Source organism: Vibrio sp. S457-15, from assembly GCF_000960545.1.
Lineage (GTDB): Bacteria > Pseudomonadota > Gammaproteobacteria > Enterobacterales > Vibrionaceae > Vibrio > Vibrio parahaemolyticus.
The window spans coordinates 1-25,067 of record NZ_JYOQ01000003.1; the positions used below are offsets into that span (position 1 = coordinate 1).

18 protein-coding genes and 5 pseudogenes are annotated in these 25,067 nt (G+C 40.3%); 11 read left to right on the forward strand and 12 right to left on the reverse strand.

The window, feature by feature from the left end; translation table 11 throughout:
- Nucleotides 1-382 precede the first annotated feature (382 nt).
- The 7 genes and pseudogenes from UF05_RS00010 (at nt 383) to bcp (UF05_RS00040) (ending at nt 8,381) form a co-directional block, all read left to right on the forward strand.
- Nucleotides 383-925: a glycine cleavage system protein R gene (locus tag UF05_RS00010; RefSeq protein ID WP_005465166.1), complete on the forward strand. Its 543-nt coding sequence runs from the start codon at nt 383-385 to the stop codon at nt 923-925.
- Between the two features lie 16 nt (nt 926-941).
- Nucleotides 942-1,274: pseudogene (bcp, locus tag UF05_RS00015) on the forward strand (thioredoxin-dependent thiol peroxidase); the annotation flags it as partial.
- 90 nt (nt 1,275-1,364) lie between these two features.
- Nucleotides 1,365-2,768 carry a tyrosine-type recombinase/integrase gene (locus UF05_RS00020; protein WP_045545018.1) on the forward strand — a complete coding sequence of 468 codons (1,404 nt, stop codon included), beginning with the start codon at nt 1,365-1,367 and terminating at the stop codon, nt 2,766-2,768.
- Nucleotides 2,768-5,095: a hypothetical protein gene (locus UF05_RS00025; RefSeq protein WP_045544996.1), complete on the forward strand. Its 2,328-nt coding sequence runs from the start codon at nt 2,768-2,770 to the stop codon at nt 5,093-5,095. Before UF05_RS00020 ends, UF05_RS00025 begins: the two co-directional genes overlap by 1 nt.
- Before the next feature lie 14 nt (nt 5,096-5,109).
- A complete protein-coding gene (locus tag UF05_RS00030) occupies nt 5,110-7,305 on the forward strand; it encodes a tyrosine-type recombinase/integrase (RefSeq protein ID WP_029802406.1) in 2,196 nt (731 codons plus the stop codon).
- On the forward strand, nt 7,305-7,802 hold the full coding sequence (locus tag UF05_RS00035; RefSeq protein ID WP_005484390.1) for a hypothetical protein: 498 nt from the start codon (nt 7,305-7,307) through the stop codon (nt 7,800-7,802). The genes UF05_RS00030 and UF05_RS00035 overlap by 1 nt, the downstream gene beginning before the upstream one ends.
- A gap of 114 nt (nt 7,803-7,916) precedes the next feature.
- Nucleotides 7,917-8,381: a thioredoxin-dependent thiol peroxidase gene (gene bcp, locus UF05_RS00040; protein WP_005484388.1), complete on the forward strand. Its 465-nt coding sequence runs from the start codon at nt 7,917-7,919 to the stop codon at nt 8,379-8,381.
- Between the two features lie 180 nt (nt 8,382-8,561).
- On the opposite strand, the pseudogene UF05_RS26200 reads toward bcp (UF05_RS00040), so the two are convergent.
- The 3 genes and pseudogenes from UF05_RS26200 to UF05_RS00050 form a co-directional block, all read right to left on the reverse strand.
- Nucleotides 8,562-9,428, reverse strand: a pseudogene (locus UF05_RS26200) (integrase core domain-containing protein).
- Nucleotides 9,429-9,515: 87 nt separating this feature from the next.
- A complete protein-coding gene (locus UF05_RS00045) occupies nt 9,516-10,310 on the reverse strand; it encodes an HlyD family type I secretion periplasmic adaptor subunit (RefSeq protein WP_269428331.1) in 795 nt (264 codons plus the stop codon).
- 11 nt (nt 10,311-10,321) lie between these two features.
- Nucleotides 10,322-11,240: pseudogene (locus UF05_RS00050) on the reverse strand (IS5 family transposase).
- A gap of 834 nt (nt 11,241-12,074) precedes the next feature.
- Here UF05_RS00050 and UF05_RS23750 point away from each other — a divergent pair.
- Nucleotides 12,075-12,764, forward strand: a pseudogene (locus UF05_RS23750) (IS5 family transposase); the annotation flags it as partial.
- Nucleotides 12,765-12,979: 215 nt separating this feature from the next.
- Here UF05_RS23750 and UF05_RS26410 read toward each other — a convergent pair.
- From UF05_RS26410 to UF05_RS00065, 3 genes are all read right to left on the reverse strand, one after another.
- On the reverse strand, nt 12,980-13,504 hold the full coding sequence (locus UF05_RS26410) for a hypothetical protein (protein WP_005499450.1): 525 nt from the start codon (nt 13,502-13,504) through the stop codon (nt 12,980-12,982).
- A 219-nt stretch (nt 13,505-13,723) separates the two neighbouring features.
- Nucleotides 13,724-14,092: a hypothetical protein gene (locus UF05_RS00060; RefSeq protein WP_029802400.1), complete on the reverse strand. Its 369-nt coding sequence runs from the start codon at nt 14,090-14,092 to the stop codon at nt 13,724-13,726.
- A gap of 1,369 nt (nt 14,093-15,461) precedes the next feature.
- Nucleotides 15,462-17,288, reverse strand: coding sequence for an Ig-like domain-containing protein (locus UF05_RS00065; protein ID WP_045544997.1), 1,827 nt, complete (start codon nt 17,286-17,288; stop codon nt 15,462-15,464).
- A 1,137-nt stretch (nt 17,289-18,425) separates the two neighbouring features.
- Here UF05_RS00065 and UF05_RS00070 point away from each other — a divergent pair.
- Nucleotides 18,426-19,346: pseudogene (locus UF05_RS00070) on the forward strand (IS5 family transposase).
- A gap of 758 nt (nt 19,347-20,104) precedes the next feature.
- Here the strand turns inward: UF05_RS00070 and UF05_RS26790 are convergent.
- Nucleotides 20,105-20,182: an SVM family protein gene (locus UF05_RS26790; protein WP_371190714.1), complete on the reverse strand. Its 78-nt coding sequence runs from the start codon at nt 20,180-20,182 to the stop codon at nt 20,105-20,107.
- Nucleotides 20,183-20,293: 111 nt separating this feature from the next.
- On the opposite strand from UF05_RS26790, the gene UF05_RS23720 reads away from it, so the two are divergent.
- Both UF05_RS23720 and UF05_RS26795 read left to right on the forward strand, forming a co-directional pair.
- Nucleotides 20,294-20,644 carry a hypothetical protein gene (locus tag UF05_RS23720; RefSeq protein WP_052697641.1) on the forward strand — a complete coding sequence of 117 codons (351 nt, stop codon included), beginning with the start codon at nt 20,294-20,296 and terminating at the stop codon, nt 20,642-20,644.
- The gene (locus tag UF05_RS26795; RefSeq protein ID WP_079877084.1) at nt 20,635-20,922 is read left to right on the forward strand and encodes a DDE-type integrase/transposase/recombinase; all 288 of its coding nucleotides are present in this window, start codon (nt 20,635-20,637) and stop codon (nt 20,920-20,922) included. Before UF05_RS23720 ends, UF05_RS26795 begins: the two co-directional genes overlap by 10 nt.
- Before the next feature lie 248 nt (nt 20,923-21,170).
- On the opposite strand, the gene ureG is transcribed toward UF05_RS26795, so the two are convergent.
- The 5 genes from ureG to UF05_RS00100 are packed head-to-tail and all read right to left on the reverse strand — an operon-like array spanning nt 21,171 to nt 25,063.
- Nucleotides 21,171-21,809 carry an urease accessory protein UreG gene (gene ureG / locus UF05_RS00080; protein WP_020842397.1) on the reverse strand — a complete coding sequence of 213 codons (639 nt, stop codon included), beginning with the start codon at nt 21,807-21,809 and terminating at the stop codon, nt 21,171-21,173.
- Nucleotides 21,810-21,817: 8 nt separating this feature from the next.
- Nucleotides 21,818-22,483 carry an urease accessory protein UreF gene (locus UF05_RS00085; RefSeq protein WP_029803332.1) on the reverse strand — a complete coding sequence of 222 codons (666 nt, stop codon included), beginning with the start codon at nt 22,481-22,483 and terminating at the stop codon, nt 21,818-21,820.
- A gap of 27 nt (nt 22,484-22,510) precedes the next feature.
- On the reverse strand, nt 22,511-22,990 hold the full coding sequence (gene ureE, locus UF05_RS00090) for an urease accessory protein UreE (RefSeq protein WP_025537107.1): 480 nt from the start codon (nt 22,988-22,990) through the stop codon (nt 22,511-22,513).
- 49 nt (nt 22,991-23,039) lie between these two features.
- Nucleotides 23,040-24,743 (reverse strand): urease subunit alpha, encoded by a 1,704-nt coding sequence (gene ureC, locus UF05_RS00095; protein ID WP_045544998.1) that lies wholly within the window; start codon nt 24,741-24,743, stop codon nt 23,040-23,042.
- Complete coding sequence (locus UF05_RS00100) at nt 24,740-25,063, reverse strand: urease subunit beta (RefSeq protein ID WP_005499468.1); 324 nt, start codon at nt 25,061-25,063, stop codon at nt 24,740-24,742. The genes ureC and UF05_RS00100 overlap by 4 nt, the downstream gene beginning before the upstream one ends.
- Nucleotides 25,064-25,067 lie beyond the last annotated feature (4 nt).

Consider the following 25,067-nt stretch of genomic DNA (forward strand, 5'->3'; position numbering starts at 1 on the left):
CCTTCCCAGAATGAAGATAGGAAAGTATGATTCGACATGAAAACGGTAGTTTGTGTAGGTTTTGTTTGGCGATAAAACTCTATCACTTACTACCGTTTTTAGTTCCCGCTTATCCGCGATGAACCAATAAAAAGGCTAGTTTAGCGCCAAATAAACCACTGATAGAGGCTCGCCAAGTTTTCACTGCTCATATTGTACTTATTTTCGGCATTTTCCCTGCTCGATGGCCTTCTGTCTCCCAGTCTACCCCATACTCACTACTTAGCACTTCACCTTTTTTAATCTCAATTATCCTACGAACTAAAAAAAGAACTCACTCGATATTTATCTTCGATATCTGTGCTAACATCTCTCTATTGAAGAAAGGACAAGAAGCTTATTTATGAAGCAACATCTGGTACTTACAGCAGTTGGAACGGATCGTCCGGGCATTTGTAACCAAGTGGTTAAGCTCGTGACTCAAGCTGGTTGTAACATCGTTGATAGCCGCATCGCTATCTTTGGCAATGAATTTACTCTGATCATGCTACTGACTGGAAATGCCAGTCACATCACTCGTGTTGAAACACAGCTGCCACTATTAGGGCAAGAACATGACCTAATCACCATCATGAAGCGAACGTCTGCGCACGAGCTGCTCGACAACAGTTACACGATGGAAGTCTTTATTGAATCTGAAGATCGTCCAGGACTGACAGAGAAATTTACTCAGTTCTTCGCAGACCAACAAATTGGCTTAGATTCGCTCAGCGCACAAACCATTAGCAAATCCAAACTGCAGCTTGATGCTGACCAATTTCATATTGCGATCACAGCATCGGTCAGTGCCGATTGCAACCTAATGCAATTACAAGAAGATTTCGATGAACTTTGTAAGTCGCTCAACGTACAAGGTTCTCTGAATTTCATTAAAAACACACTATAAAGTAAAGGAAATTATAATGAATACGCTGACAGCAGGCTCGCCAGCGCCAGCCTTCTCTTTGCTCGACCAAGACGGCAATACTGTTACTCTTGATGACTTTAAAGGCAAGAAAGTCCTTTTCTATTTCTACCCAAAAGCCATGACTCCAGGCTGTACCACGCAAGCAAAGGGCCTGCGTGATGTAAAAGCAGAACTAGATGCGCACAACGTGGTTGTTCTGGGTGTCAGTATCGACCCAGTTAAGCGCCTAGGTAAGTTCATTGAACGTGATGAGCTAAACTTCACGCTACTGTCTGACGAAGATCACGCTGTTGCTGAACAATTTGGTGTGTGGGGCGAAAAGAAATTTACCCTTAGAAGTTTTTAATGACAGAAAACCTTGATATTTTTTATGACAAATCTATCTTTGATATGTGGGTAGCATATCGAGGATTGTTTTGTGATAGAAACGTACAAAGAAAAATGTTCTGATGTTTATGATGACTACCGACTTCTTTCTGTCGAAGTCGATACATTAGCAAAGCTGAGAATCTCTACAAATACCGATACGAAATCAGGGGAAGTGACATACTCTCCCGACCTCTCTCCTTCCAATCTAAAATCACGCATAAAGAAAACCGATATCATCGTTGCCCCTGACGGTAGAGTGGTTTATCCACAGTCTCTTTACCTAGTATCTAAATTGCGTGGTGAAGCGGCTGTAAAAGACACAGGTTCAATCGCAAAAGGTTTGCTAGCTTTCACTCGTTATTTGGATTCGACTCACCACTCTCAAGTTGATGAAGATGGTCATGAAATACCATGTGAATACCTAACGTATAAAACCCTATCGAAGTACGAAGAAGAAGGGGTTCCCTGGCGATTTGCTGAGTTCCTGCTTGCGAACTGCAATGATATTGAAGGCTCTAATGGCAGCGAGGCTTTTAGTTTATCTACAGCTCGCACCTATATGGGTGTGGTTATTGGATTCTATAAGTGGATACAAAAAAACGGCTACGTCAAAAATAATGATGAAAATATCGTTACGCACTACACCACAGAAACAGTGCATCAGGAGTTAAACCAACACGATATGCTGGCTCACACAAAATCTGGCTCTCAGCGTACTTATGAAACTTCCAATATCATGAAGAAGTTTCCTAAAAAGCAAAATACGCCAGCCCACAAAAAACTCAAGCCCATGCACCCCGAGCACAAAGCTTTATTCAATGAGCATATAACATCACTCCCAAAGACAACAAAACTCATATTTCAGCTATGTGCAGAAGCAGGATTTAGAATAGATGAAGCCATTCACTTCCCCGCTCATGACATCGGAAACGCTGACTACAGTGATTTAGATGCTGTACCAATCAAAATTACTCACACTAAAGGCAGTAAAGAGCGTACCGTAGAAATCCCTATCGAGCTGTACGAAGAGCTAGAGATACATAAAGAAAGTTACACGCAACTTAAATACCTAAGTAAGCGCAATGTTCTTATTCAGGCAGGCAGCGAAATGGATACCGCTGAGTACCTATTTCTCTCAAACAAAGGCGAGCCTTACTCAGCTAATACATTAGAAACGCACTTTTCAAACCTTAGAAAGCAAATTCGCGAAGTGGACTCTTCTTGGTATTACCGAATTCACGATTTACGTTCTACCTTTGCTACTCACTGGCTTTGGGAAGAGTCAAAAGGTCGAAATGTTAGCTATGATTACCTGATGGGTGAGTTAGCGTATTTAATGGGACACGCCAGCACATCGACCACTGAAAAGTATATTCAGTACATGAATAAGCTGGACGACCAAATCAAAACGGCTAAAGCCAAAAACCGAAAAATGAACGGAGGTTGGTCGTAATGGCGAAAAGTAAAATCGCAAAACAGTCCAAAGCCGTCAAGCATGTGCGGAACAATCAAAATGTTGTTCCTTTGAGTCTTGATATTCCTTATAAAGATGCTAATTCAACTAGAGTAAAGCCATTCGATGTTTCTCACCTATTGTATTTTGGGAATAACAAAGAAAACGAAAAAATAGGCCGCCGAACCGTATTTATCAGGTCTTTTTGCAAAAAAGCTCATCAATATGTCAGCAATGGCAAGTCTCCACAAAGCGTCACAAGATCCTATGAGAACTTACGCGCTTACCTTGCTTTTTGTGATGCACTAAATATTGACCCATTATCCGAAAGTGGCTATTTGAAGTATGTAGGCAACGATGGCGAATTGAGACATCGTATTAAAGTTTTTATCCCTTCAAAACGCCTGTGGGAGTACAATCATGGTGAGGAGTTAGGCATTAAAGAATCAAGCATTGCGGGCTCACTTTCATCCCTTCGCACAGCGCTTGAATGGTGCGGCCTGCCTATTTCCGATTGGGCTAGGCATCACCGAGGGTTTACAGGAGAAGCAACGCCCTTTAAGGGGTACTCAGATGAAGAAGAAAAGCTTCTGATCACACGATTAGAAGCATTGTTTTTCACTCTTGCGCCACAGCTCATTGCTGCTAAAGAAAACAACACACCTTTACCCGAAACTCTGCCTCTTATCATTAGTCTTGGTTTGCATGAGGAAACAATTCAAATTCCAACATCATTGAAAGTGCGAGGTACAGGCAAAAGCAAAAATGGCACCGCTGTTAATGCTGGCGCAGCCTTTAACCTTACAATGGGTGCCGCCTATCATTTAATGTGCTTTTTTACCTCACTGAACGACACCAACATTCGACATATCGCCCACCCAATTGATGTTAAAACAGGGGAGCGAGATAAGAGTATGCAAGTGGTCAAGGTCTTAAGCTATAAGCCTCGCTCAAGCAGCGAAGTCGATGCTCTGCTCGTAGGTGAGCCGTTTGACGTTGATAAGCGCGATGGCGTAAAGTTTATAAAGCTACTAGAACGATTATCCAAACTCTACGGCAATGGTGAAGATGGCTCTGTGCTGCTTTTTACTCTCAATAATTACTCAGAAGTCAGTGATACCTTTAATTTGAGAGAGCTAAATAAAACCCTCGTTAACAAACTACACCTATTATCTCCCCACCGGGCTGGTAATCTACCTTGGTTTCAAGAGCTGTTTTACACCTATCGAAACCAACAAGTCATCAGATTAAAGAAGGTCACGAATCATTTAGGTCGCATGGTTGTTCATAAAGAAGTACAGGAAATTTCCAAAGCTAAGGCAAGACAAGGAGCGACCATCAGTGCCTATTGCATTTTATCTTGTTACACAGACCTTCCACTTAAAGGGATTTTACTTCCGCTCACCTATTCCGAAATTGATAGCGATGGCAATGTTACCATTTCTTTTAACTATAGAAGTGGCGAAACAGGATATTTCAAAGTCCCTGCTTGTGATTTAACGCTTATTAAAAATATAGAGCAATATGCGAAAGAAAAAGCAGACAAACAGCCTAAGAAATACGAACGACTGCTTTTAGCAAGAACTTCCAGTGATGTTCCTTATGATTGGGAAGGTATTAGCCCTATTTCAGCGAATCTCATGGGACAATGGTCTGTTGAACCCAACCATTATTACCTCTCTCTTCAATCAAGTCGCTGGCGAGAAATGAGCAGTAATCAAGCCTATGCAGAGGTAGGGATTCAAGCCGTTCAAAGCTTGCTCCAAAACAAGCGAAACACAATAGAGAGAAGTTACATAAACGGGCTTCCATCACTTAATAAAGTCATTCTTTCTCAGGGTATCGAAGTCATCGAAAACCTCTTTGATAATGACTTAGAGCAAGTAAAAGATGCTGTTGCTAAAAGGCGCGGCATTCCGATGCTGACATACGAGGAAGGTGATAAAAAGCGTAAAACCAACCCCAACGGAATAGTTTGTGATGGGAAGCAAGTTATGATTGATGGTAAAAATACACAGCGAGAAACGAACTATGCGCTAGGCGCAGACTTACCTTGCACCGAGTTTGATATGTGTCACAAGTGCCAATCTGCCAAAGCGGTAAATGACGCTGATGCTATTTATAAGCTTATTTCATACATCGATGTTTTTAAGGAAGGGCTTGATATGTTCCCCGATTCGAAAGGGGATGCTCTAGAAAAAATCGAAGCGTTTGAGTATACGCTGGATGGGGCAAGTGACGATGTATTCGATGAAGGCATGAAAAAATTTAATACCCAAGGTCGTCATCCAAGAGTGTCCATCGACCATGCATTTCTATCTATGTAGTTACGGAGGCTTACATGATAAAACTCTCTGACCTAGAGCACCAAAACAAGCTTCTTAAAGCGCAACAAAACGTTGGCGTTCATGCTAATTACTTAATAGATGTGTTAAAACCAGCGATTGAGCGCGGCGATTGGGATGAACTCGAAGCTCTTGATATAGGCTTTACGGTGACAGGTGAATCATTAGGCAAAATTGCCGATGATGAAGCTTGGAGAAACTTGCAGTACCATATCGAACCGCAAGCAAAGAGGGCCTTGACCCTAGATTTAACCAACGATGGTAGGGTGATTGAGCGCAACCTAAAAAATGAACTTAGAGTACTCATACTTAAAATGATGTGGCTTTCACCTCATGACCACTCCTTTGGTACTCTTTATGAGGCTCTAAACGGTCTAAAAAAAGTCATCAACCCGCTTTTAAATGAGGGACTTAATACGTTGTCTGCGCTTGACTTTGACCGACTCGAAACTTGGGTGTTAACGAACTTTACCGATATCGATTTTGAAAGAGATCGAATATACATCGCATTAAACCGCCTTTACCTAGAAGCCAAAGGCTTGCCATTTGAGGTTAATCTAAACAAAAAGCTTAACGCCTCGAATTTTGGTTTAACTCTTAAAGAAGCTAAACAATATACCGTCATTCCACAAAGGCTCTACTATATGGGGCTTCAAAAGTCGGAAGAGCTGATTAATAGAGCTTACGCTCTTCGTCATGAACTAGAGCAACTGGCAGATTACATTACCACCTATTTTGAAAAAGCCTATGTAGGTTATGCTAAGTACCTAGTCAGTGGTGACGCTAGAAAAAAAAACGGTGGTATTAAATGGTGCTTAGCCAAGTCGAATAAAGAAAGCAAAAAGCGCATCATTTCTTTTCAGCAAGCCTTCACAGCAATTCACTCTCCAAATGAAGAAGAGACACTGACTCTCGCACTCCTCCATAAACCAGAGATACAAACCAGGCATTTAGATAAATTCCACACCGAGCGAAAGCTGACGATTGGGCAGTGGGCAATCACTGGTTTAAAAGAAGCCCAGTCACTTTTTATAATGCTTAATGGTGGCTGCTTATGGGGAGTAATGGCTAGAACAGGAATGAGAAGCGATGAGATGTATAATCTAAACACCGCACAAGGCTGCACCAAAGATATCATCGACCGCCAGAATATATACGTTATCCATGCCAATCTTTCAAAGACAGCCAAAGGATCTCAATCAATGCAAGATGAGTTTGTCACCACTGAGATTGGTATGAAAGCTTATGAAGTCCTTCAAGCGCTGCATACACCGCTTAGAAAAAGACACCCTAGCTCACAATCCTTCTTCCATAAAATAAAAGAGGATTTCAGTGAAATAAGCAAAAAAGTAATAGGTACTCACTCTATAGCTTGGTTCAAAGAGGCTATGGGTGACGAGCTTGCACTCACCAATGAAGATTTAATTGACCTAAAAGTATCTGACCCAAATTTATCGTTTGAATTAGGTAACAATTACGAGTTTACGCCACATCAACTTCGCCGTTCTTTCTCTTACTACTTAATTGGTTACGAGCTTTGCAACTTCCCACAACTCAAACAACAGTTCAGCCATATGTCTGTGGCAATGACACGGCATTACGCTAAAAATGCCAGTAAGTTTCAAAAAATCAGGAAAAAAAATAAGACCCTTGCGAACGAAATTGATAACGAGCGAATCAATCAAAAAGCTCGTGTCTATTTAAGTATCTATGAGAAATTGGCAAACAAGGAAAGAGTTGCAGGCGGTAAAGGCAAAGAGTTTGCTAAAAGCATGACCAAAACAGACCGTAACTTATTCACAGACAAGGTGGATAATGACATGCTTTCTCTAAATTTCTGGAAAAAGCAAATTCGAAATAAAAAACGACACCTTCATGCGGTTGCACCAGGGATATATTGCACTTCGACCACTTGTGGCTTAAGAACGCTTGTTAACCTCATTGAATGTGTAGATTGCAAGAATGACTACATCGTGGATGCCGTATTTGCTGAAGCAAAGCGTAAAGAAGCTGAAATTCACATGCTTTACGATATTGAAAGTAATGAACTCACATCTCAAACTGCCTCTGAATCTTACATTAAAATTCAAGCGGCAGAACGTATTATGAGTGATTTAGGTATCGACTATGAGCCTGTCGTTTTTCCTAATGAAGTTAGGGATTTACTCATCCCATTTGGAGTTGTTTCATAATGTCACAGGCAACAAAAAAGAAGCTAATTGACGCATTAGAAAGGCTACTAAGCGGTGATGTAGCAAAGTTAACATCGAGAGAGCTGCGTAATAAAGCGCGAAAAGGCAAACTCAAAATCAACAATAGTAACGTTGAAAAAGAAGCTGGGCTTTCTGCTGGCGCTCTCAGAAGACACAACGACGTCGTTCTGATGATAAAAAACAAATCATTAGAGGTACAAGTTACTCAGGATGAAACCGCTGACTCCCCTATTGAAGTGCTTCAAAAAGAAATAAAGGCGCTCAAAGGTGAACGAACGCAAGCCAATAAGAAGAAAAAAGAATATTACGATGAGGCTCAAAGCCATAAGGAGGCATTAGCTGTTCAAGCCGCCACCCATATAAAGGTAGTTCAAGAACTAATGGAAATGCTACATGAAAGTCTGCGCGAGAAGGCGATGGATAAGGTAGTTAATACCAGACCAAATAACATCGTTGATGGTAATTTTAGAAAGTAACTGAGCCTCGTTTCAAGTTACCACTAGACAGCACTAGCAAGCATAGATAAAACTAGACGTCAAAATAAAAAGAAAGCTCGATTCAGAGTAAATTAAAGAAAGTAAGGATAACCCATGGCTATCGAAGCAGGACAAATCGCTCCAGATTTCACATTAAACGACCAAGACAACAACCCAGTAACCCTCTCTGAGCTGAAAGGAAAAAAAGTACTACTCTATTTCTACCCACGCGCTTCAACGCCTGGCTGTACAACCCAAGCTCAAGGGCTTCGTGATACTAAGGCTGAACTAGATGCTCATAACGTTGTTGTACTAGGTTTAAGCCCAGACACACCCAAAAAACTGACTAACTTTATCAATAAGCAAGAACTTAACTTCACATTGTTAGCCGATGAAGAACACGAAGTTTGTGAGAAGTACGGTGTTTGGCAACTTAAGAAGTTCATGGGCCGTGAGAATATGGGCGTGGTTCGTACAAGCTTCCTTATTGATGAATCTGGGAATCTTGAGCATGTATTTAATAAGTTCAAAACCAAAGACCATCATGAAGTTGTTCTAGATTACCTAAACAGCAAGTAACTTTTAATTTGCAATCAGGATCGGTGATACTAGTGAGCCGATTAACTTTACTAATTCAGACCAGCTCTGACAGTTATCCACTTTTGTCTCGGTGACTGTCAGATTGTCTCTGGGCTAAATTTTTGTGTCACTCCATAGAGATGGTTTCAACTTTCTTAGCTGAATATCAAGCTTGTAATTCTACTCTTGGAAACTGTCTTTCCATATCCGATCGTGCTGATATACCTTTTCAGACGAAGGTGTTTTGTCAGATAGTTCCGTAACCTTTTCTATTGGTGTTAACCCTTTTAGATATCTATGTGGTCGCTCCCAGTTATAGTAGTGCTGCAATTCAGATAGCAACGGATCCAGCTATTCCAGCCACACACCAACATCTATAGTCGGATAAAGCTCACTTTTATCTGTTTTCTAGGAACGTTCAGCTTTGCCATTCAAGTGAGATGAACCTGGCTTGTTGGCACTAAGCTCTTGATGCCATAAATCATGACTTTATCTGCAAAGAATTCGCGCCCTCTGTTTGTTTGAATACATTGCATAGGAAATAGCATTTCCTCTAATACACATTCGATAAAATCGACTGAATTTCCCGATGTACGCCGAGAATAGCACCTTAAAACCCGATAGCTAGAGCAGTCTTCAATGGCCGTGTACTGGTAAATCCCTAACGCTATTTTACAAGAATCCATCTGAGCTCTGTCACCAGGAGTCGGACGTTCGTGCCTTTGGAAGTCTTGTTTCGTAGGTAAGTAACTATCGGTTTCACCGAAACTTCTGATAGTACTTTGTGGATTATTGCTGTGATTAGATATATTTGGTGAAAACGAATGAATTCTGCTTGAAAGCACCACGCCCCTAGGTTATGTTTCACACGCATCTAAAGATTCAATGCTCTCAATTCGTACGTAATTTTAGTATCAAGAGAAGAATGAGGCCGTCTACTATGGCTTTCCAGACCAGAAATTACATCCTGCTTGTATAGAGTAATGTTGGCCTAGAAATACCACAGCGGCAACTTACGAAGCTTGCATCACCAGACTCTTCATACATTTTTATCCACTGTAGTCTTCAGTGGATTTCTCTGTCCATAGATATCCAGTATAGTTGAAAGGATGTCTATGAATCACACACAGAAACCTAACGCTCATGTAAACTTTCGGTTACTGACTCTTCCAAAGGACTGAGAAGATAACTTATTATGCTTCGCATTCCTGTATTTATCTCAGCTGTTACAGACATACCGGAGCTCAATGGAAGTTTGTTATGTTTAGTTGATAAATAATTATCTTCAAGAGAAACGATGACATTAAAAACAAGTCCAAATTTGGGGTCTTCTATAGCATCCAAATTTATATTTTTCACCTTACCAGTCAAGTAACCATATCGCGTGTAAGGAAATGACTCTACTTTAATAATGACAATCTGTCCAACTTGAATAAACCCAATATCTTTATTTTGTACTGATACGGTAACTTCTAGTAAATCATTATTTGGTACTACTACCATTAATGTTTCGGCTGTTGTAACAACACCGCCTTCAGTATGAACTTTTATTTGCTGAACTTTTCCTGACACAGGAGCCCTGATTATCGAAGCCTGTTGGCGCTCTTTATTTTTTTCCACTTCCAGTGTTAATAACTTAATGCTATCTGTTGTTTTTCGTATTTTATCTAAAATTTCATTTTCAAACAATTTAGTAACAAGATGATACTCCTCTTTAGCTGATAATATTTCACTTTCAATTTGCTCTAACTGTGATTTATAAACATGCAGTTCGTTTTCCGCTTCGAGATATTTATTCTCTTGTTCAATGACTACATGTTTTGCAATTGCTTGCTTTCGCAATAAATTTTTAAAGTCATCTAAACGACTTTTTTCAACACGTGATAGGCTTTGTTGCGTAATTCGATCAGAGAACCAAACTGCCTGCAATTGAGTAATTCTTATACAACACACTGAGTTTCAGGCATACCAAGCCCTGTAAGTTTGTTCAGCGCTTTAATCATGGCGTAAGTTTCACCAACCTGAGCATTGTGGTTTCTCAGACTTAATCGCTCTCATAACAACTGCTTCACTCGATACATTGCTGTCTCTGATAGTGAGCGTTTATGATAGCCGTCGCTTCTTCCACTTATTGTTGGAGCCGTAGAGCTTCTGGCAACCTACCGCTAAATTCCTAGGGTGACCATTCTCCCAGAAGGCTGCCCCTTCTCTTGGAGGGATGAGTGGAGCAGCTCGCTTGAACCGTATGGCATCGTGGCAATCCCTTGTGTCATAAGCGCCATCACCAGATATCTCGATAATTCTTCGGCGTGTTTGCTTGAGTAAGTTAGGAAGGACTTCTGCATCGGTAACATTAGATAAACTCAGTTCTGCCGCGACGACTTCATGAGTACTGGTATCTACCGCTAAATGCAATTTTCTCCAGACCCTATGCTTCCCGTCAGTACCATGCTTCTTGACCTTCCATTCTCCTTCGCCATAAACCTTGAGACCCGTCGCATCAATAGCTAGATGCTGTATTGCACCTCTAGTCTTGGGTTTAAATGAAACCTCGACTTGCTTAGCTCTTCGACTTATACAACTGTAATGTGGGCAGACTATAGGGACGTTAGCCAATGAAAAAACAGAATCGATAAACCCTTGCAATGCTCTCAACGGCATTGAGAAAACTCGTTTCACCATAAGTGCAGTGGTAATGGCTAAGTCGCTGAACTGACGAGGTCTACCACGTTTATCTTGTTTACTCTGCTTCCACTGGCGAATGGCTTCTTCATCAATCCAGAAAGTGAGTGAACCACGGTTGATTAAGGCTTTGTTGTACTGTTTCCAGTTCGTTGTTTTGTAGGGAGGTTTCGGCATGAGACTAGGGGAATTAACTTACTTAGCCGATCAGATCGTAACCTTCTGCTTTAGTTCCCTCGAATTACGCAACAAAGCCCATTATAAATCTCACTATATTTAAACTTCTATGTATCAATGTATATTGGCAAATAAATTACAATAAATTTAATCTGCCGATATAATATCTTTAGTAATTCAATAACTGTTTTTTATTTCTTTCAATATAAACATCCATATCACAAGTTTCCTTATGTTGTAAAAAATGACGTTCTCAGTACAGTAAACATCATGAAACCTTAAATATTTTTTATCGATGTAGGATGTATTACTCACTATTTCTCCACTATGTACCTAAAGGCACATAAAATGTGACAACCCTGCGAAAAAAATATATCCTTCAGCAAAAATTGGGACCTCAGATATCTGATTTTTTATAATTACAGTAAAACATTTCGCACGTATCGCGCATTTTCAGCCAATTTAGTTAGATTCAGCTAGTGTGAGAAGGGATGTCACATATTGATATACATATATTTGCTATTGTCTGTCGAACAGGGATAATGACGTTGCGCCAACATACTGGCCTTTATACATCTATATCTACTCTTATTTACCAACGCTTTAAGCGTTGGTTTTTTTTATTTCGTTGTTCTAGATATGTAATGATGTAAAGGCCCCTCTGGTAACAATAGGCTTTGTTATGTAAGAAATAATCCACTTCACTTGTTATTCCTCAAGCGTTGATAAGCACACTAGAACTTTATCGCTTAGTAGATACCTGAAGTGAGCTAAGAGTTTTATGCTGAATTTAGGCACCAATTCTTTGTGAGTTCACTATTACACAACAAAGCCGAGTGGAAGCATAACAAACAAGGCAAACGTGGTAGACCACAACAATTCAGCGACTTAGCCATTACTTCCGCACTGATAGTAAAACCCGTATTCTCTATCCCATTGAGATCAATACAAGGCTTTCTAGCATCCGCTTGTGTGTCCGCATTACACCTGTATAAACCTCATAGTGAAGGATGTTGAAGTTTCATTTAAAACGGAAAGCCAGAGGATCAATACAGTATCTAATCATTGATGCTATTGGTCTCAAGGTTTTTAGCGAAGGTGAATAGAAGGTCAAGAAGTATGGTACGACGGGATGGGAAGCGCAGAGTCTAGCGTAAGCGCATCTCGCAGTAGATACAAGTACTCACAAAATAGTCGCAGCAGAGTTGAGTTTATCTAACGTAACCGATGCCGAAGTGATCCCCAACTGACTCAAACAGACACGTCGCAAAGTCACCGATATATCAGGTGATGGATCTTATGATACAAGGAATTGTCATGACTCCATACTAATTAAGAGAGCGATTCCACTCATCCCGCTACAAAAGAGGGCAAGCTTCTGGGAAAAGTACATCCTCGCAATTTTACTGTAGGTTGTCAGAAGCTTGACGGCTGCAATAATAACCGAAAAATCGATATAGCTACCATAAGCACTCGCTATCAGAGACAGCTATGTATCGAGTGAAGCCGTTGTTAGGGGGAAAATAAAGCCTAAGAGATTACAACAATTACGCAATGCTCAAAGGCTTGAACAAGCTACTAGGTTAGATACGTTTGAAACCTGTAGTATCAAATAAGACACACACGAAACGATGTCGTAGTTCTACCTCTACTTAGCGTAGCAAAGCCTTACTGGCTTTCAAAATCTTATCAACATATTCTTCAAGACTTAGCTGACTAACTTGGATTGCAAGTTTGACTTAATACGGGGATTCTTTTGAAAACCAATTACTATTTTTTTCTCTTTTACCATCATCTCGACATGCAAATATGTACTTTAAATCCTCCGGAGCTATAACCATTTGAAGCCACTCCGCTCGCTCTTGAATGAGATTGTTTAGCGCACAATCTCTAGATTGTGGCGTCTCCTTTAAAATCTCATTAACACAAGATAAATCCACAGGATTCATTGTGTTCCAATTGCAATGAGAGATATATTTGGTTGAGTATATTTTGAGAATGGTTCTTTTAGCATCACTTGGAAGAAAGAGGTTATTTCTTTCTCCTAGTACATTATTCAGTGTTCGCTGAAAAATACTAAGATTATGCCTTCCTAAGCTTGTTGCTTGTTCAGCACCCCATTCAGGAAGAGCTCCTTTAACTTTGGCAACATAAAATCCAGGACCTATTTGTCCTGTTTTAGGTAAACATTCTCGACGGATTCCGGTATTTAAGATATTAATAGCAGACTTCTCACTTGTACCATGATAACCAATAAAGTACATATCAAACTCCTACATAGAAACCCAAAACGACTGTGTTAGTTAAATTTGAATCGACCAACATCTTGTAGGTTAGTGATTAGTTGCAAGTACCAAACACTGAACACCCTACAATAAAACAAAACACTTAAAAATTTTGGACAATTTTAGTTTCCCTCTACATATTTATCTTCTAATAAGTCAAATATGTTAGTACCTCGTAAAATTGAGACTTTGCATGTTTCAAAGCCAAGTGTTGTATTCTGTAGAATCATTGCTATTGTTAGATTTGTTTTTATTTGACGTTTTTTCGTAATCCATTCCAAAACGAGCCCCAAATCCAAGTACTTTTACTCCAACATTAACACTTTTATCTTTACCAGCGTTGTTTACTTCTACAGCTACACTAGCAAGCGGTGTGTCAAATCCAACACGTACCGCTTTTAATTTTATTCCATCGATATCATCCATATCTAACATCACCGGCTTCTCAGGCATATTTTCTATTGCAATGGTGCTAATCGATGATATGGCAATCATGTTTTTTGGGACTTCGCTTTGAAGAATAAACTCACTGTTAAGATTTGGTAAAGAAACACTGCGTTGAAGCATATTACAAACTCCTTAAATTTCAGTTTCATTTATTTTAATTGGACAGAGTAACCCTAGGGAAAATTAAATTTATTTATATTTTAGTCATAAATATCGATGTCTACTAGATGTTCATTTTAAATTATTAGCATCAAGAATTATTAACCAACATCAGAAAGAGACCAAATAATAACCATCAGCAGGTTTATTGAAAATATAACATCCTCAGTCACAACTCTAAGATACCAAAATTTCCACCCTTCTGTCTAATATGGCGAAAAATATGCTAAATATATACCATAATTTTAATTTTTTAGACACCGCAGTTCTATATTTTCCGTTATGCGATATACATCAAATTGCTTTTTTGAATAGGTTTGTCACATTTCAGCCATGTTAGGTTGCTTGATTGGATAATGATGAGTAAAATTACATCCGTCAGCGCAGCTATCTATGTGCTGATGATATTGACCGTAAAACTTCATTGTGAAACTTTAATGTTTCATACCTTAAGAAAGCCAGCGACATGGATGTATGCCTGGCTTTCTGTTTATACCAGTTTTTCATTATTTATTCTAAATAGATAATGGAAAATCTTACTTAAGGTAAGGCTCATCAACCAAAATTCCTCGCCAAAATGGTTATATTTTAACTCTTCGAAAAACTGGAAATGTTTTTTCTACAATTGAATACAATGCCCTCCGAATCGAAATTACAGTGTGGTTTTTTAGAACAGTCTCAATTTATTCATCAAACGAGCCAATTCTAATACAATAACCAGACAAGCAACTCGCATTGGATTAAATACTCAGCAGCTAGCGAACAACTCGACCACATTAGCCTATTACCATACACTGAAGCCTCATTACAAAAAAAGCGAACCAGAAACACGCAACAAAACCGTAGCTCTCTGAAAGCAAGGGGGACTAAGAACCTATCTCAGTAGGCATTATCTAAGCAAAATCAACACCTATTGAAAACACTATAAATGAGCTCAACGCAGCGCTTAATCTCTGGTGCACGCAGGGCAAAAATGGAGTCGCTACTGCATACCCACAAAACTAACCATTCTTTATGTACACATCAAAAAAAGAACGGACAAGCATGATGTAATGAACAACATTCTTTTTGCACACAGAAAGAGTCGCAAACGGAATGTGCGCAATGCGAAAGATGCTATCAAACACTGAAATGCTGTCAGAAAATCAAACATAGCGATTAATACAAATTAATCATTTCCCAAAATACATAAACCACCACCCAAAAACAGCTTACACTCAAATTGTCACGTAGCTTACAATTTCAGCAAAAAAAGAGGGCATAATGCCCTCTTTAACTCCTGAATACCTTGCTCACAAATATCTAAGAAAAAAGCTCGATAGGTGGCTTTTTACTCAGAAACACAAGAGACAAATCTCGCCTGCTCTGGAGCATGGCTACTTTTGTAACCAGTATACATGTTAATGTTATGATAAGTGCCTTTGCGACTTATTTCCGAATCAGTCCCGTATGTGTTCGATGTTGGCCATCCATGGCTTAGATATAAGCTTCGGTTTTCTTTAAACAACACCTCCAATTGTTCGATTGTCGCTAGTTTCCAATTACTTCTATCATGATAATTAGCTTGGCTTAATAGCTGACAAAATTCACGTGCCATTGCATGAGAGAACCTTGCAGGCTTTAGACCATTTGGCCCATAAACACCATCTTCTGAAAACGTGTTGTAATAAGCAGCATTAAGCTCTTTAGCAAAGTCAACAGTTGGAGTTGAAGTATAGAGCGTTGTTGGGTTTTTCTTTAGTTTTGTTACTACCGGGCCAGGGTTGGATTGAACTCGAATGCTATGCGAGTCGCTGAAGCCATCTACTATCACTTGCAGTGAAGCTTCTCCTGGATGAATACCACGCGCAACGCCTTTGTCCAATTTTACAATCGCGCTATCCGAAACCGAAATATCAACCCCCTCTTTAATCTCTACATTGCTTCCGTCAGCGAATTGCCCCATTACTCTGATAACAGCCTCACTACCCTGAGAATAGGTGTTCGAAATTATCTCAGGGACAACCTCTAGGTTAATTCCTTTTAACTCATTCACAGAAACATGAATAGTTTGAGTCTCACTTTCAATTCCGTCTTTCATTGCGGTTAGTGTCACGACCCCAGCTCGCAACGTCGTAAGAAGCCCATCTTTCGATACTGTAGCGATATTTTTGTCTGATACTTTCCACTCAACTTGATGAGTCATGTTAAGCTCTGTATCGTCAGTAAAATGCCCTGTCACATGCAGTTGCACTACCTCATTGGTAAAAACTTTACTGATGTTTGGTGATACTGTTAACTTATCTAAAACAACCTCATAGACTTCGATGTAGTGTGGCTCACTTTCAATATTATCTATCTTTGCCGAAATAAGAGTGCTTCCTGCTTTCAAACCTTGCAAACCCTCAATAGGATCAATCTTAATCGTAGATTGGTCTGAGATATTCCAAGAAATCTGAGATGACACATTATGACGTCGACCATATCGATCAACTCCCATTACATACCAGTGCGCTTGATCGCCAACTTTTATTGAATAAGGAAGACCAACAACATCTAATGAAACATAAGGGGACTCAATCACATCCATAGGAACTGGCCAACTCGTTACCCCATTGCTTGCAGCAGCTGTAATAGTGGTTGAACCTTGGCCAATACCAGTAGCAACCCCATTACTGATACTTAATACACTTTCATTACCGACGGACCAAGACACCGATGGAGTGATATCAATGTATGCCCCATCAGAAAAACGTCCTAAGGCTTCGAGTTCTGTAGATTTTCCTCTAATCAACTCCCAATCACTCGATCCCACCCTCAGATCAGTTAACTCAACATCATTAACAGTAATGTTATAGTTTTCTGTTTTATCATAAACAGAACATTGAACTTGATACGAACCAGGTTTTACACCAAATAACAGGTTGTCCTGTATTTTTAACCCAGTAGAATAAGTGATACATGACACGTGGTCTGTCAAGTCAACTGTTTCCCCCTCTACGGTCTTATCTGTAGCGGTAATAGAGATTACACCATCAACTGGGATCAGTGTTGGATTATCATTGAAGTGCCAGTTCGAATATTTGTTTTCCATTTCAAATAGAATATTTGTCTGGGAACTAGCGAAACTATGCGTACTTATCAAAGCTAATGTGGTGAATATTATATTTTTCTTCATTTAAACCTCCTAAAAACACCAACTCAAACGAAATACCCCCTTGTTTGGAAGGTACCCCTATATAAGAACGCACAAGAAAAAAGCTGAATAATGAAATAACAAGGATAATAATGAAAAATGACGGCATTTCAAAAAAACTTATAAATCATAGCATTACGAGTATAGTAGTGACTTAGAAAAAACCTCTCTATCAAACAAACGAGCTTTTGGAATAAGGCTACGAGGATTAGCTGATGTTGAAACATTAACCGAGTGAACTATTGGTTTTTGAATACCATAGATTATGTATCAAATTCTCTGCAATCAGCTAACCCACTTTACAAATACATAAATACTTCATGCACTCCTCTGAGGCAGTGGGCATCTTCTCTTTTTGGCAAGAGCACCTCCCAGAAAAACATGGTGAAATATTAATTATCATGAGAAACAGATCGTGTCTCATTGTTGAAATTATTTTTAGGGGGTAGCATAAGAGGTACTTGATATCCTAAATAACATCTTAATAATGCTACACATCGTTGTTACTCTTTTTGATTATAGAGCTTACGCTGTGTTATTTAATACAAGTTAAATCAGCATTTACCTTCTTTGATGTAGAAATGCTATAGAAAATAGTCTGTTAGATCCATTGTTGTAAACGGTTATTTAATATGAATAATGATTTATAGTTAAAAATATAAGTCTTTTTAATAAGTTACAGTAGGGCCATCAATAAAAGAAGAAATATGTTATGGTAATGAAATTAAAAGTGTTAGGCATGTAGAACCTAATTCTAAGGTGTCTTTACGTGAAGATAAACATAGACTGTTGAATATGGATATATCTAGAGGGAGGGGACCTATTATTCATAAAAGATAAATCTTCTGACGGTATACACTTCGGAATATTTCTAGCTCAGCTGATAAATAACCCTACTAGTTGGTCAAATGCATCTCATACTCATACTTGCTTATATATAGGTGACGGAAAAATAGCAGAAGCCAGTGGTAAGTTTGCATGCATAAGAATGGTTGATTTATTGGAAAAACCAGGTAAGTATGATGTTTTAAGGTTTAAGGGGCTTTGTTGCTTAAATCGATGGAACTAAATCAAGAAGCGACGATCTGATCGACTACACCCATTAATCTCCGTAGCCGAATGCCGAAACCTCGTTACAAAACAACCAACTGGAAATTGTACAATCAAGCCTTAATAAATCGTGGTTCTCTGACCTTTTGGATTGATGAGCAAGCGATAGCCGAGTGGAAGCAAGCAAAAGAAGCTAAGCGTGGTAGACCTCGCCGATTCAGTGACTTAGCTATTACTACAGCACTGATGATAAAACGCATTTTCTCTATGCCATTGAGAGCACTGCAAGGTTTTCTAAACTCAGTATTTAAGCTGGCTAACATCCCGCTTGTGAGTCCGCATTACACTTGCATAAGCCGTCGAACTAAGAAAGTTTTGGTTTCATTTAAAACCAAAACCAGAGGCGCAATACAGCATTTGGCCATTGATGCCACGGGTCTCAAGGTGTATGGCGAGGGTGAATGGAAAGTCAAGAAGCATGGAGCTGACGGGAAACGCAGAGTCTGGCGTAAACTGCATATTGCTGTAGATACAAGCACCCACGAAATAGTCGCAGCAGAGCTGAGTTTATCTAACGTAACCGATGCTGAAGTGCTCCCTGACTTACTTAAGCAAACACGTCGAAAAATCATTGAGATATCAGGTGATGGAGCTTATGACACAAGACGTTGCCATGATGCTATACGAGTCAAGCATTCGATTCCGCTCATTCCGCCACGAGAAGGGTCTGCTTTCTAGGAGCAAGGACACCCTCGTAATTTAGCAGTAGGTTGTCAGAAGCTCTACGGCTCTAACAAGAAGTGGAAACAGCGTTATGGCTACCATAAGCGCTCGCTATCAGAGACAGCAATGTATCGTGTGAAACAGTTGTTAGGTGGGAAGTTAAGCCTGAGGAACTACAACGCTCAAGTTGGCGAGACTTACGCCATGATCAAAGTGCTGAACAAACTTACGGGGCTAGGTATGCCTGAAACTCAGTGTATCGTTTAATAATTAAGCACAATGGCGCAAGTATGTCTTATCTCTGAATTAAGCAACAAAGCCTGTTCGTGCGATAAATTTTTCAATTGGTATCATAAACTACTCTCCTACACGGTTAGTTAAATATTGTGTTGGCCCATTGTTGGCTTAAATAAAATAGGATTCAAACAACATATTCGATATAAAAACCAATGACATAATTTTAATGAGTGCATGACAGTGGTTTTAAAATAATATGAGTTTTCTTAATAGCAATTGAAACCCGTAATATCCCCTTCCTATATTGCTTTCTGTATCTAGATGAAAAAAGGATGATGCAAACACTGTAATTGATTTAGAGAGTAAACCATGATGTTTTTCCACTTTTTCTCGTGGATCAGCGTTCGTGCTCAACTTTGTTTTTCATATCTAAGACCTTGGATGTCCTCGTATCCCTCTAGTTCATTGGTTTGTATTTGCGCAGTATTTTACACTATGCCACTACAATCACTAATCCAAAAATAAGAAAGCTAGAGTTTATTAGGCGTTGTACTGTTAGTTGTTTTATAACTTTAGATATAAGGATGCTGAATTAATGGATGTAAACGTTAAGATCTTGGCTTCTCCTCGAGCTAGGCTACAAAGCCCTAAACAAACGCACATCTAATATCATCAACTATTTCTATTAGATAAAGAGTAACTATGTGGGGATAAATAACCATTTGAAACCTTATAAGTCAAACATCCATAGCCACTTATCGTTCGTTTTTTCCTTACAACATATTCACTCAGTTTTTTTTTGTCCTTATTTCGCGTATAAAAATCATCCCAAAAACCTTCAAAAGACATATGTTTAAAACTCGCATATCACAAACCTACTTTAGTTAATATGGATTTTATTCTTTTTTAGGTCACCAGAATTATTCTGAAAAAACAAAGACACAAACAGGCTTTATTGCTCAATTCGGTGAAAAAATGTGACTAACCGTGTTACTTATTTTTTGCGAAGCATCGCGCAAAGAACTTATGCAGAGCTCCAAGCGGTTTTGACAACATCAAAAGCCGAGCTGGGCTCAAGGTGCATCCAGAAAGAACTGCCTGAGAACGATGTTCATCATAATGTTAAAACCATTGCAGCCAGTATGAGGCATCAGAATTTAACGCCCAAAGTCACACGCAAGCTCAAATCTACTACGGACAGCAAGCATAAGATGACGATTGCTATGAGCCTGAAGACTCAAGAATTCAATACGGTGAATAAAATCAGAAGTATGCAGGTGGCATTACCTATGTCACTACAAGCGAAGGTCAGCTCTACTTGGCAGTAATTATTGATTTTGATTCAAGAGAACTAATTGACTGCTCTATGGATACAAGAATACCTGCTACGATAGTCTGCAATGCACGATCTAAAGTATTATTACATCACAGATTCCCTGTACAAATTTTCGTTCATCGTGATCGAGGTGATCATTGCTGTTCAAAAAATTCTCGAGGCCTGATAACCTCTTGTAATCTAGGACAAAGTATAACTAGAAAAGGAAATTGCTGGGAAAATGTTTATGTTGAGATATCCTTCCATTCCATAAAAGTGGAAGCGGTCTAGCATGAGCCGATTTGACGAGAGACTAGCCCCCCAAACGTTCTGTGCGCGCATATAGTTATGATCTGACGAGAAAGCACCGTGCTTTTGGCTTGGATATTTAAGCCCAACTAACTTTGAACAACAAAATCTCGCTTAATCACTTGCCCAGTTTGGATGGATAAGTTCAAACGGACATACGCTAAAAAACGAAAAGCCACCCATGATATCCGGGTGACTTTATTACGTCATGGACCTCAATGTGAGCAAACTTAATCCACTTTGGGCAGCATACCTTTGTCTACAATGAAATCAATAATTTTTTGAAGACCAATACCATCCTTCAGGTTGGTAAAGACGTAAGGTTTTTCTGGGCGCATACGAGCAGTATCTGCCTCCATAACATCCAGTGATGCACCAACATACGGCGCTAGGTCTATCTTATTGATCACCAACAAATCAGAGCGGGTGATGCCAGGGCCCCCTTTACGTGGGATCTTTTCACCTTCAGCAACGTCAATGACATAAATGGTTAAATCTGCCAACTCTGGGCTAAATGTTGCGCTCAAATTGTCGCCACCACTTTCGACAAAAACCACATCTAAATTTTTGTGACGTTTTGCTAATTCTTCGACCGCCGCTAAATTCATAGAAGCGTCCTCACGGATTGCGGTATGAGGACATCCTCCTGTTTCAACACCAATTATGCGATCAGCATCTAGTGCTTGTGCGCGTGTTAAAATTTTTGCATCTTCTTGCGTATAGATGTCATTCGTAACGACCGCAATTTGATATTTGTCACGTATTGTTTTACATAGGATTTCAAGCAGGGCTGTTTTACCTGACCCCACAGGACCTCCGACACCAATTCTCAGCGGTTGTTTGTAATCTTGATTATTATATTCTTGCATTTTTTCTCTCATGAGCGGAAAAGACGAGTGTATTGCGTCTCATGCTGACAGCTTGCTATCACCTGAGCTGGAGTAAAACTACCAATCTGATCGCACGGCCATCTCACCGATTTCTCGATGACCTCTGGCACAAACTTAGTGAGATCAATTAACAACTTTTGACCTGCAGTTTGTCCTAAAGGGATAAGCTTCACACCAGCCATTACGGCGTTTTCTAACCAGCTCCACATGTAAGCGGAGCAAAGTTTAACCAAGGGGATCTCCCACTTCTCCGCAGCTAGAGCAAAAGCAGCAACTTGAGTTTGATTGACCAACGGAAAAGTGTGCTCCGACAAATCGATCCCCAGCTGAGGAAGCAACTTGGCAAATGCAGCCCCACGTTGACGCTCTTCTATTCTGAGCTCTTTTGTCTCTCGACTTGCGACAATGAAATCACACCAATACTGTGCTTTCTCATAGCTCTGCACACCAAGCAAATGATGCAACTGGATCAAAATTGGTATTTCTAACGTCGCTAAGCTGTCTTGCATTTGTGAGGTTAACCACAATGCAAGACTTTGCTCATCCTTGACCCAACCTTTTTCGATTGCCCATTCGAGCCCTTGAGAATATGTGAACGCACCTACAGGTAGTGATGGGCTAATAAGTTGATACAAACGTAAATCTGTTAACATAGAAATCCTTAATACAACAGATTTACATTAATGATGATGGTGACCGTGAGAAGCACCACTTATTGAGCCACCGTAAGCTCCGGGCTCAGGTTGGTATTTAGCTCGCTCAACACGAACCCCCAAACCAAGCCCTTTGACCATATCATCGAGTACATGATCATGCAGATAGCGGCACCAACCTAGCTCCACTTGTAGAGGTACATGCCTATTTCCCAGGTGATAACACGCTTTGGCAAGTAACAATAAATCGTCAGTAAAAGCTGTAGATACCACCTCCTCAGCCGCCTCAACAAGAGCAATTTCACCAGTCTCTGCTTGCAGAAGATCACCTTCTTTTAATACGGTTCCGCGAGGTAAAAACAAACCAGCTTCATCACCGTTATTCAAGCAAACCTTTAGTCTGCTTTTAGTTCTCTCATCCATGGTTAAACATACGCTCAGGCAATTTTCTCTGTCGGTGAAATTAGCTCTACCTTCACTATTAATAACTTGTGTGAATCGAATCATTGCTCTCTCCCACACCTCCCACATAAACAGGGAAGTGCTAATGGTTAACCTAGAATAAAAAATAGCGCTGCGTCATTGGTAGCTCTGTTGCAGGCTCGCAAACAAGAGGAATACCATCAGCTTTAACTAGATAGGTCTGCGAGTCTAGCTCAATCGTCGGGGCGTAACTGTTGTGTACCATGTCTTGCTTAGAAAGGTTTCGACAACCTTTTACCTGACCAATCATACTTTGTAGCTTCAGTTTTTCAGGCACCCCTGCTTCGATACTCGCTTGCGACATAAAAATCATTGATGTGCTGTACATCGCCTTTCCATAGCTTGCATACATTGGGCGATAATGTACAGGCTGTGGCGTTGGGATCGCTGCGTTCACGTCTCCCATCGGGGCATAAGCTACCAATCCACCTTTAACAACAAGCGCAGGTTTAATACCGAAAAAGGCAGGGTCCCAGATAACGATATCTGCCAGTTTGCCAACCTCGATAGAACCAACTTCATGCGAGATACCATGTGCTATAGCTGGATTAATAGTGTACTTCGCGACATAACGTTTGAGACGTTGGTTGTCGTTGAATACGCTATCCCCTTCTAAAGAGCCGCGCTGCAACTTCATTTTGTTTGCACATTGCCATGTTCGAGTAATTACCTCTCCAACTCGTCCCATTGCTTGCGAGTCCGATGACATAACAGAGATAGCCCCCAAATCATGAAGAATATCTTCGGCAGCAATAGTTTCTCGACGAATTCGTGATTCAGCAAATGCCACATCCTCAGGAATGGAAGGATCTAAGTGATGGCAGACCATCAACATATCCAAATGCTCATCCACTGTATTTATGGTGTAAGGCATAGTTGGGTTTGTTGATGCTGGAATGATGTTAGGTTCACCTACTGACTTGATCACATCAGGCGCATGACCACCACCAGCCCCTTCTGTGTGAAAGACGTGAATGACTCTATCACCAATAGCACGAACAGTTTCTTCATAGAAACCACCTTCATTAAGGGTATCGGAGTGAATGGCCACTTGAACATCCATCTCATCCGCAACGTTCAAACAGTTGTTAATCGCTGCAGGGGTTGCCCCCCAGTCTTCATGGATTTTTAAGCCCATCGCTCCCGCTTCAATCTGCTCACGGATCGCTTCTGGTTGACTCACACAACCTTTTCCGAATAGCCCGACGTTGATAGGAAGCTCATCGACTGCTTCCAACATTCTGTGCATATTCCAGATGCCAGAGGTGACTGTTGTAGCATTAGTACCAGCTACAGGGCCAGTGCCACCACCGATAAAAGTAGTGACACCCGATGACAAGCCTTCTTCTGCTTGTTGTGGGCAGATAAAGTGAATGTGCGTATCAATACCACCAGCGGTGATAATTTTACCTTCACCAGCAATGACCTCTGTTGCTGGGCCAATTACAATATCTACTTTTGGCTGAATATCCGGATTTCCTGCTTTACCAATGCCCGCTATTCTGCCGTTTTTGATGCCAATGTCAGCTTTCACGATCCCCCAATGATCGAGTATCAACGCATTAGTGATCAGAACATCGACACAGCCATCATTCGTCACTTGGCTTTGTCCCATACCATCACGAATGACTTTACCGCCGCCAAACTTGACCTCTTCGCCGTAGATCGTGAAATCCTGTTCGACTTGCAAAAACAGCTCCGTGTCAGCTAAACGCACGCAATCGCCAGTAGTAGGCCCAAACATATCGGCATAGGCCTGACGCGAAATTTTACTCATGATCTATCCTGTAATTTTCCCATTATTGCGCCCTGAAATCCGTAGACTTCTTGCTTACCAGCAAACGTAACCAGTTCGACGGTTCGGCGTTGGCCTGGCTCAAATCGAACCGCCATTCCGGCAGGAATATTAAGGCGGAATCCCAACGCTTCATCGCGGTCAAAATCTAAGAATTTATTTACTTCAAAAAAATGGTAATGCGACCCAACTTGTATAGGGCGATCACCCAAATTAGAAACACGTAAGGTTTTGGTTCGACGTCCTTCATTCAGAACAATGTCACCTAATTCGTGGTTTACTCTAATCTCACCCGGAATCATTAGT

What these genes read in the sequence shown, in the direction of transcription:
- UF05_RS00100 (WP_005499468.1), bottom strand. Translation starts at nt 25,063, where the DNA reads ATGATTCCGGGTGAGATTAGAGTAAACCACGAATTAGGTGACATTGTT.
- UF05_RS26410 (WP_005499450.1), bottom strand. Translation starts at nt 13,504, where the DNA reads ATGTACTTTATTGGTTATCATGGTACAAGTGAGAAGTCTGCTATTAAT.
- ureC (WP_045544998.1), bottom strand. Translation starts at nt 24,743, where the DNA reads ATGAGTAAAATTTCGCGTCAGGCCTATGCCGATATGTTTGGGCCTACT.
- UF05_RS00035 (WP_005484390.1), top strand. Translation starts at nt 7,305, where the DNA reads ATGTCACAGGCAACAAAAAAGAAGCTAATTGACGCATTAGAAAGGCTA.
- UF05_RS00085 (WP_029803332.1), bottom strand. Translation starts at nt 22,483, where the DNA reads ATGTTAACAGATTTACGTTTGTATCAACTTATTAGCCCATCACTACCT.
- ureG (WP_020842397.1), bottom strand. Translation starts at nt 21,809, where the DNA reads ATGCAAGAATATAATAATCAAGATTACAAACAACCGCTGAGAATTGGT.
- UF05_RS00065 (WP_045544997.1), bottom strand. Translation starts at nt 17,288, where the DNA reads ATGAAGAAAAATATAATATTCACCACATTAGCTTTGATAAGTACGCAT.
- bcp (WP_005484388.1), top strand. Translation starts at nt 7,917, where the DNA reads ATGGCTATCGAAGCAGGACAAATCGCTCCAGATTTCACATTAAACGAC.
- UF05_RS00025 (WP_045544996.1), top strand. Translation starts at nt 2,768, where the DNA reads ATGGCGAAAAGTAAAATCGCAAAACAGTCCAAAGCCGTCAAGCATGTG.
- UF05_RS00060 (WP_029802400.1), bottom strand. Translation starts at nt 14,092, where the DNA reads ATGCTTCAACGCAGTGTTTCTTTACCAAATCTTAACAGTGAGTTTATT.
- ureE (WP_025537107.1), bottom strand. Translation starts at nt 22,990, where the DNA reads ATGATTCGATTCACACAAGTTATTAATAGTGAAGGTAGAGCTAATTTC.
- UF05_RS26790 (WP_371190714.1), bottom strand. Translation starts at nt 20,182, where the DNA reads ATGCGAGTTTTAAACATATGTCTTTTGAAGGTTTTTGGGATGATTTTT.
- UF05_RS00010 (WP_005465166.1), top strand. Translation starts at nt 383, where the DNA reads ATGAAGCAACATCTGGTACTTACAGCAGTTGGAACGGATCGTCCGGGC.
- UF05_RS00030 (WP_029802406.1), top strand. Translation starts at nt 5,110, where the DNA reads ATGATAAAACTCTCTGACCTAGAGCACCAAAACAAGCTTCTTAAAGCG.